Below are 7553 nucleotides of genomic sequence, written 5' to 3'. Positions count from 1 at the left end.
GACATCCTCGGTCTGTGGGTCGGGGACGGCGGCGAGGGCGCGAAGTACTGGCTTCAGGTCCTCACCGAGATCAAGAACCGCGGAGCGGACGACATCCTGATGCTGGTCTGCGACGGCCTGACCGGGCTCCCGGACGCGGTGAACACCGTCTGGCCTGCAACAATCGTCCAAACCTGCGTGGTTCACCTCCTGAGGAACTCGTTCCGTTACGCGGGCCGCCAGGACTGGGAGAAGATCGCCAAGGCGCTCAAGCCGGTCTACACCGCGCCGACCGAGGACGCGGCCCTGGAACGCTTCATGGAGTTCAGCGAGGCCTGGGGCAAGAAGTACCCGGCCATCGTCCGGCTCTGGGAGGCGGCCTGGGCCGAGTTCGTTCCCTTCCTCCAGTTCGACGTGGAGATCCGCAAGATCGTGTGCACGACCAACGCGATCGAGAGCGTCAACGCACGCATCCGGAAAGCCGTGAGGGCCCGCGGACACTTCCCCAACGATCAAGCAGCCCTCAAATGCGTGTATTTGGCCGTGATGAGCCTGGATCCCACCGGCGCAGGCCGTAAACGCTGGACCATACGCTGGAAGGCCGCACTCCAGGCCTTCGACATCACCTTCGACAGACGACTCACCGCCGGACGCCGCTAAAGATTTCCGAACGAGTTCCACCGTTCGCTACACAGACCCCCGCGGGGTGTGGTCGTACGGGCCTGCCGGTGGTGGTGGCGGGCGGAGGAGTGGAGCTCCGCCCGCCCGCTTGTTCAGCGCTGGATGTGACGTGACGTCACAGCTTGCTGCACTGGCCTCCCTTGGTACCGGTGACGGTGTTGGCGAGGCCGCCGTTGGTCGGTGCGGTCTCGTTGCCGGAGCAGTCGAGCGGGCCGCGTACGGTGTTGCCTGCGACCAGGGTGGTGCCCTTGTTGAGGGTGAGGTGCAGCGGTCCGGAGAGCGAGCCCCGCAGGACGGCCACCGCTCCGGTGCTGTTGCTGACCGAGACCGGGCCGGACACCGTGGTGTCGCTGAGTACGAACGCGCTCGCGCCGCGGGCCGAGACGGGGCCGTTGACGGTGGAGTCGATCGCTACCAGCGCAGCTCCGGGCTGGACCTGGACCGGGCCGTTGATGTGCGCGCCCTCCAGGCAGGTGACGCCCGAGGTGACGGTGAGCGAGGAGTGCCTGCCGCGGATGGTGGTTGTGCACGCGGGGGCGTTGCCGACGGTGACGCCCCGCTCGGCGGTGACCCCGCCGACGGTGACGGTCAAAGTCGCCTTGCCCGGGCGCAGGCCGGTCAGCGTGCGCGCGGCCGGGTCGTATGCGGCCACCGCGCCGCGCGGCGCGCTCGCGGCCGTGCCGATGTGCACGCCGTTGCCGCCCCACTGGGCGGTGATCGGCCAGGCGACGGGCACGGTGCGCTCGCCGTCCTGGGTGAGGGTCGCGGTCACGGGGACGCTGTCGAGCAGGCCGAGCGCGGTGGGCGCCTTGAGGTCGACGGCGTCGGCACGGGCCCGGACCTCGGCGCGCAGCCAGGCCGAGGCGTCGTCCTGTACAGCGTAGGGGTCAGTGACCTTGCCGGCGGCCGGGTTGATGCCGAGCATCGTCCAGCCGGTGAAGCCGCCGCGGTCGGGCTCGGAGGCCGGGCCCTTGCCCGAGTTGCCGTTGATCAGATACGGGACGCCGTCCACGCTGCTGGCGTGGAAGGCGCCGACGTGGCCGGTGACCATGGCGGCGGACTTGCCGCCGGCGCGGAAGTCGCTCAGCCACTGCTCGACGAGCGCGGCCTCCTTGCGGTCGCCCAGCTGGCTTCCCTTGTCCGGCAGCGGGTCGCGGGTGGGGTGGTGCTCGAACAGCAGCAGGCCGGTGACGGACGGGTCCTTGGCCGCGCTGTCCAGGGCCGAGCGCAGCGTGGCGATCTGGTCGAAGCCGCTGCCGCGCAGGGTGCCCAGCGAGCTGTTCAGCGTGACGAAGCGGGTGCCCTTGACGTCGAACACCTTGCTGGTGTCGCCGAACGCTGCCTTGAAGTTGTCGATCGTGCCGGGGCCCATGACCTCGTGGTTGCCGGGCACGTAGTGCCACGGGATGCTGCCGCCGGTGAGCTGGTCGAACTCGTCGAGCAGCTTGCGGGCCAGCGCGAAGTCCTCCGGGGCCGCCTCGTCGACGAAGTCGCCGTCGATGATGAGCAGTTCCGGCTTGGCGGCGGCGATGTCGCACAGTGTGCGGCGGGCCGCCTGGACGATGTCGCTTTCGGGGCGCCGCGCGACGAACTGGGCGTCGGACATGACGGCCACGCGCAGCGGGCTCTTGTCGACGGTGCCGTTGGTGAGGACGACCGGGTCGCTCACGTAGGGCTGGACGGGTATCTCGACGTCGGGCGCGACCTTGACGCGCAGGTCGCCAAGGGTGAGCGCGCCGGTGTAGGAGCGTGCGGCGCTGGTCTCCATCAGGCGGAAGCGCTGGAAGGTCAGCGGGTACTGCACGCCCGCCGGCACCGGGAACTCGACCTTGCGCCAGCCCGTCCAGGTGACCATCGGGGCGTCGAGGTTGGAGGTGACGCCCGCCGCGGTGCGGTACTGGATGCGCGGCCAGGCCCCGTTGCCGTCGCCCTCGATCCACATGGTGATCGAGCGCGGCTGGCCGGGCAGCACGATGTCCTTGGGGGCGATGGCGTACTGGCCGCGGGTGCCGGTGGACTGGGTGAAGTCGTAGGTCATCCGCAGGCCGTCGGCGCCGTTCGGGCCGGGGGCCGGGGCCACCGTGCCGCCCGGCGCGCGGTCGTTGCCGGACTTCCAGGCGGCGGCGTCGGAGAAGTCCGCGAACGGCTTCTCGGTCATGCCGACGGTGACGGCGACGGCGCTCTCCATGGCGCCGACGGTCAGCTTGAGGGTGGCCGACTTCCCGTCGGCCAGCGCCTTGAGGCCGATCGTGCCGTCGGGCGCGGGGGAGGCCTCGACGACGCCCTCGCCGCCGGTGACCTTGACGTCGGCGGCCTCGACGGGCGCGGCGTGGCCCAGGGCGTCGAACCCGGTCACCGCGAGGTGGGCGGTGGCGCCGGTTTCCTCCAGGGCGATCGGCTTCTCACCGGCGGTGATGCGTACCGCAGGGCCGAGCACGGTCAGCGGCAGCGTGGCCGCCTCGGCGCCCTGGGCGGTGACGGAGACCTGCGCGGTGCCGGGCTTGCGGCCGGTGACCACCGCGTCCAGGCCCCGGCCCGCGACCTCGACCTTGGCGCCGGTTGCGGTGCTCCACCGGGTGGCGGGCGCGGCGCCCTTGACGGGGCCGAAGGCCTCGTCGTGGGGCAGGGCCCGCACGGTGCGGTGCAGGCCGGGGAAGACCCGGGCGGCGCTCTCCACGCCCTCGGCGGGGCGCAGCCTGAAGCCCCGGGTCTCGCCCGAACCGGGCGCTGAGAACAGGCCGAGCCCGTTGGCCACCGCGCGCTCGCCGCCGTTGTCGGAAGGGCTGCTGACGGTGCCGGCCTGGGCGGTGCCCGGCAGGCGGGCGGCCATCGCGGCCGAGCCGCCGCCGTCCATGTTGAGCGCGTTGTACGCGCCCATGCCGCGCATCAGATCGGCGAGGTCCGGCAGCGTGATGCCGGGGCTGTCGGCCTGGCGGCCGTCGATGGTCACCAGGTACATGCGCCGGTTGTCGGCCGAGAAGCCCACGGCGGTGCGCGCGTTCAACTCGTTGCCGTCGTTGTCGCCGGGCCGGCGGGCCACGCCGTCGGCCACCAGGACCTGGTAGCCGCCGACCGCGACGGCCACCTCGCCGAAGGAGGCCCGCGGGCGGTAGCCGACGCCGACCTGGTCGCCGGACTTCAGGTCGCGCAGAGCCCGGGCGCCGGCCTCGCGGCCCACCAGGACGGTCGCGCCGTCCGGGACGGCGCCGCCGAGGTGCTCGCGCACGTCGGTGACCTTGCCGTCGCGGATCTCGACCTCGACCACCTCGCCGGAGCCGTTCGCGACGTGGGCCCGCGAGGCGCTGCCCCAGGCCGGGGTGAACACGCCGACGCCGTCGGCGGGCAGGCCGTAGGTGTTGACGCCGGACAGCGTCACCTCGTGGCCGCCGGGCAGGCTCGCGTGGCCCTCCAGGAACACCTCGGCCATCCGGGCGAGCCCGTCGGTGCCGACGGTGACGGCCTGGTTCCAGCCCTCGACGGGCGCATGGACGAGGCCGTCCTTGCGCGAGACCCCCACGCCCAGCGGCGCCTCGGAGGCGTTCATGTCGAAGTAGTCGCCGTTGATCGCGGCGACCGCCCCCGCGCCCCGGGCCATCTCGGTGACGGTCTGGCGGGTCGTCACCTTGCCGGAGGACAGGTAGTCGACGCTCAGGCCCTTGGTGTCCAGATCGGCGACGAGCACCTTGCCGCGGATCCAGCCCGCGCGGCCGAGCCGGTCGAAGGACGTCATGGTCAGGCCCGGCGCGACGGGCGTGACCTCGCGGCGGGTGACGACCGACTCACCCGGGCGGTCCAGGACCAGGGCGGAGCCGTCCGCCACGCGTGGCGCGTCCTGCTGCGCGGCCGGTGCCGCCCACGCGGCGGGGGTGAACGCGGGCAGGCCCGCGACCAGCGCGGTACTCAGCGCGAGCACGCCGACGGCACGGCGCCGACGCGAGAGCGGCACGCCGATGACAGGTGGTGGCAAGGGATTTCAGCTCCTCGAACAGCGGGGATGTGAGCATCCGGGGCGCACACGGCGCACCGTGGCGTCCGCGCGCCCACGGACGGCGGGCCCGGGTGCATGATCACCCGGGCCGACGGCAGCCCATCGCGTACGAAAGACCGTCATCCCACGCTCCGGTGAACCAACCCGCTCGCCGTCGCGAACAAACGCCCGAGATCATCAGGAACCTGACGCAACACCACGCAGCGGATATGATCCGTGATCTCGCCGGGCAACCTGTGCGATCTGTCGGGTTCGTGTCCGTGGGAGCATGGCAGTGACGGTTGATCAGAAGAGGCGTGTTCCTGGTAGTGGTCGCGCTGTGTCGACGGCTGGCCGCTGACACGGGCTGGTACTTCGCGACTCGGCGGCTGTCATGGGGCGGTACATCCACAGACGGCTCACTGACAGGGAGACGGCAGATCACAGCCCTGGAGGGGCGTTCACCCGCAGGACCGCGTCCACGGCACCACCTTCTGCCTACTGGGACCGTGCAACAGGCTGGCGGAGCCAAGCAGGCGACATGGCAGTACGCCCGGGGTGCCTCAAAGACCGCCGAATGGCGGACAGTCTGCCCCCATAGCCAGGCGAAGGCGGGAAACGAATGGTCTTTTCGCCCCCGGGAGTGAAGGAGGCCCCTGCCCTCGGCTGACCAGCCGCCTCTCCAGGTCTTCGCCTTGCACATGCGGTATCGAGGGTCACTCCTGCGTGCTGTTGAGGGTGCGCTCGATGGCGCGTTTTCGTACGGTTTTCAGTGCCCGGCTCGGACAGGACGGCAGGGCTTGGCGGTCCCGTGCCCGGTCGCACGTTGCACGGGACCGCCCCGAGCAGTAACTCGCAGCGGTACGGCAAGGTGCCCCCTGGCGTCTGCACCTGTGAGGGCTCGGCCGCGCCTTGGCCCGCTACCCGACCGCCGGACAGCGGCCCGTGATGGAACTCGCCGGGATCCCCGAGCAGCTCATCGACTGGGCCGCCACCCGCAACAGAGCGACCATGCAACGCCTGAAAGAACTCGCCGACCAGTACCAAGAACGCACCAGCCAGCCCCTCACCACCAAAATCCGGCACCGGATGATGACACGCGCCTCCCACGAGACCCGGCCGCCCAAGAAGAAGACCAGCCGGCCTCTGCCCGCGTTGCGAGCACGCTGGCGGGACGGCGCCGTTGCCTTGGTCGGCGAGGAGGTCGTCGGCAACCTGCTGCGCCTGGCCCGCCTTGTCGCCGCAGCGATCCGCACCACCGCCAGTATCGTCGTGGACGTCGCGGCCGCAGCCCTGGAGATCACCGCGATCGTCTCGGTCCACCACGGCGGCCGCTTCCGCCACCGCCACCTGCTCGCCGAAGCCCGCCGCTACCTCACCCGCACCCTCCACGCACACCCCGCCCCGCCCCACACCGACACCGCCATCACCGCGGCCGCCATCCGCGACCACTGCACTCCCGACGACCCGCCGAACCCGAACAAGCCGATGCCGCTCGCGAACCGCACCTTCACCCCGGCCTGGGCACCCCAATCGCCCCGCAGCTCGACCACACCCGCCGCCCACCGGATCCACCACCGCGCCCGCGCCGAAGCCGCACGCCGCACCGCCCTCGCTCGCGCCGAAGCGCAACAAAGGCCGCCTGCACGGCAGCAAGAACACACCCCGCAGGCGGCACCACAGCAACCGCTGCCTCCCGCCCCGACCCAGGCACCCGGCGGCCGAAGTCAATGAACCGCCCAGAGGCCACAAGCTGCGACCGACGCCACCCCCGTCTGATCTGAGACCGAACTCCGGCAGGCGGTCCGTACCTTGCGGCGTCCTGCTTCCTGGCCGCATGAGCGCGAGCAGGTCGCTCGCTGGGCCAGCCGTATGCTCACCGACGACTCGTTCCTGGTCGGAGTTCCCCTGCAGTCGTGACGGCCGTAGGTACCCCATCCTCCTGCAAGGTGGCGCGCACCGATCCGGCTGGCCGACAACGAACCCGGCGGTGAACAAGGTGCTCTCCACCGCACTCGACCGGAGATCACCGCGCCATTGACCGCATGACAGGCCGTGGGTCAGCTATTGGGTCAGCGGGATGATCCTGGAGGTATGACCCATATCCGGTTCTGCCTTGTGCGGGGCCCGGCTCCCGAGGGGTGCATTGGTCCGGCGCCGGTACTGCGATGACGTCTGCCCTGCCCAGGCGTACCGGGACCGGCAGACCGCCGAGCGGGCCTGGGGGCTCGGGCTGATGCTGGGCGAGGCGGAGTGGACCGGCGACACCGGCATGATCCGGCTGCTGACCTGCCCGGTCTGCGGCCGGATCACGTTCGCCAGCGGGGGCCGCCGGCGGAACGCGGTGTACTGCTCCGGGACGGCTAGCGGGCCTGGCGCCGCCGCGCGGCACGCCGCGCGAGGCGGGCAGCGTGACGTACAGCCGTCACGGACCCGGCCGGCGGTATGACGCCTCCACGTCACGCTCGCCGGGGCTGCTCGGTGCCGCTACGGGTTGCGCAACAGGTTGCCCATCTGGTTGCGTAACGGGTTGTGCTACAGGTTGCCAACGTCTTTGCCCGGCGGCCGCTACGCCGCAGGTGGCAGGCGGTGGGAGCGCTGACCCGCAGCGGCGACACCTCTAATTCGTAAGCGATTAGAGGTTCTGGATCTCTGACGGGCCCGGCGGATGGTGTCTGCCAGGGCAGGACGTGTGTGGTCCGGTCGGTGCCGTGGTGACCCCTACGACACCTCCGACCGTGCGAGGTCTGTAGAAAGACCGGTGAGGCAGGAAGCTCACCCGCGTATCCTGCCGCACCGAGAGCGCGTCGTCACGGTGGTTCCGGTACTTACTAGTATCCTGCGCCTCAAATGGTGACTTTAAGTTCGTTTCGCTTTTTGTGGTGTGTTGATCTTTTCGAGGTAGTCGGCGAGCGAGTTGAGGATC

4 protein-coding genes are annotated in these 7553 nt (G+C 70.9%); 3 read left to right on the top strand and 1 reads right to left on the bottom strand.

Features of this window, described 5'->3' with window-relative positions:
* The coding region (locus tag AB0N06_RS37525; protein ID WP_366139158.1) for an IS256 family transposase at window positions 1-639 on the top strand (639 nt) is incomplete at its 5' end.
* A 136-nt stretch (window positions 640-775) separates the two neighbouring features.
* Here AB0N06_RS37525 and AB0N06_RS37520 read toward each other — a convergent pair.
* Window positions 776-4627: a phosphodiester glycosidase family protein gene (locus tag AB0N06_RS37520; protein ID WP_366139157.1), complete on the bottom strand. Its 3852-nt coding sequence runs from the start codon at window positions 4625-4627 to the stop codon at window positions 776-778.
* Window positions 4628-5539: 912 nt separating this feature from the next.
* On the opposite strand from AB0N06_RS37520, the gene AB0N06_RS37515 reads away from it, so the two are divergent.
* A complete protein-coding gene (locus AB0N06_RS37515) occupies window positions 5540-6361 on the top strand; it encodes a relaxase domain-containing protein (protein WP_366139156.1) in 822 nt (273 codons plus the stop codon).
* A 412-nt stretch (window positions 6362-6773) separates the two neighbouring features.
* Window positions 6774-7076: a hypothetical protein gene (locus AB0N06_RS37510; protein ID WP_366139155.1), complete on the top strand. Its 303-nt coding sequence runs from the start codon at window positions 6774-6776 to the stop codon at window positions 7074-7076.
* Window positions 7077-7553: the final 477 nt, after the last annotated feature.

It is taken from the genome of Streptomyces sp. NPDC051020, assembly GCF_040683105.1.
Classification (GTDB): Bacteria; Actinomycetota; Actinomycetes; order Streptomycetales; family Streptomycetaceae; genus Streptomyces.
Note: the sequence above shows the minus strand (reverse complement) of the source record. Positions and strands in the feature narration are given on the sequence as shown.